A 927-nucleotide genomic window follows, 5' to 3' on the forward strand; every position below is an offset into this window, starting at 1 on the left:
ACAAACATGCTATGCTCGGGTGCACAATAGATGTTTTTTCAAGTATTTATATGTTCTTTTTTGTGCACTTCAAGGTTGAAAGGGCCAATAATAAAAAAATACTTAAAATCAATAAGTTGTATAAATTTAAATTTTTTATTTTAAATAAAGGACTTTCTAAAAAATCTCTTAACTTTCTTTTTTTTAAGATCCTGTTTAAAATCTTTTCAAAAGTGAGGATATTCTGGAGAAAGATTTGCAAAGAGCGTGCAGGATATATTAGGATAAACGACAAGTTTCAAGTCGTTGACTTAAATCCCATTAAGCTAGCCGTTTGAATTGGCACTAATATATATTCCAAAGCGGTCTTTGGCAAAATTAATGACTTGTTTAGCCGAATGGAGTGCTTCTTCTTTTACATAGATTTTTAGTTGCTCAAGCTGATTTTGACTGAGCCAGCAAACCTTTCCTGTATAGTTCAAATTTAGTAAGGCTTCTTTTCCGTCTTCTGAATAGATATAATAACGTCTTATCGTATCGTCATCTAGGAGTAAAGCATGTGCTACTTGTGGGCATGTCCACCCTTCATCTAACAATAAAATAGATTTGATTCTATCGCATAGCCTTTTATCCCGTTCATGGCGATGACGAGCCTTGAGGATGTCTTTTTGGTTTCTTGTTAAAAAGTTCGCTTTTAGTTGCATATGAGAACAATTTATATCTCAATCCATTAGAAAATTTCAATGAATTTAGTGTTTGACAAGTCTTTTTTCTAATGCATTTCAGTATATAGCCTCTTCTTCATTGCTTAGGATATTAGAATGACCATAGGAGCATCGTGCTGAAACCCTCTCTTCCTCCACTTAAGAACAGTTTTAGGGTTGAGACTCAACTCATCTGCTAATTTGGCTATGCTCTTTTGACTATTTTGTATTTTCCGACGTATCG

At 33.7% G+C, this 927-nt stretch carries 2 protein-coding genes and 1 pseudogene; 1 reads left to right on the forward strand and 2 read right to left on the reverse strand.

Features of this window, described 5'->3' with window-relative positions; translation table 11 throughout:
- Positions 1 to 317 (forward strand): hypothetical protein (locus tag RHOW815_RS05330; protein ID WP_215217299.1); only part of this gene is annotated, 317 nt, incomplete at its 5' end.
- On the opposite strand, the gene RHOW815_RS05335 is transcribed toward RHOW815_RS05330, so the two are convergent.
- Together RHOW815_RS05335 and RHOW815_RS08605 are read right to left on the reverse strand one after the other, a co-directional pair.
- Complete coding sequence (locus tag RHOW815_RS05335; protein WP_215217300.1) at positions 306 to 683, reverse strand: helix-turn-helix domain-containing protein; 378 nt, start codon at positions 681 to 683, stop codon at positions 306 to 308. The genes RHOW815_RS05330 and RHOW815_RS05335 overlap by 12 nt on opposite strands.
- 122 nt (positions 684 to 805) lie before the next feature.
- Positions 806 to 927: pseudogene (locus tag RHOW815_RS08605) on the reverse strand (IS481 family transposase); the annotation flags it as partial.

The organism is Candidatus Rhabdochlamydia sp. W815 (assembly GCF_018642185.1).
In the GTDB taxonomy this organism is placed as follows: domain Bacteria; phylum Chlamydiota; class Chlamydiia; order Chlamydiales; family Rhabdochlamydiaceae; genus Rhabdochlamydia; species Rhabdochlamydia oedothoracis.

Excerpts from the sequence above, each read along its gene's own strand:
- RHOW815_RS05335 (WP_215217300.1), bottom strand. The coding sequence starts at position 683 with ATGCAACTAAAAGCGAACTTTTTAACAAGAAACCAAAAAGACATCCTC.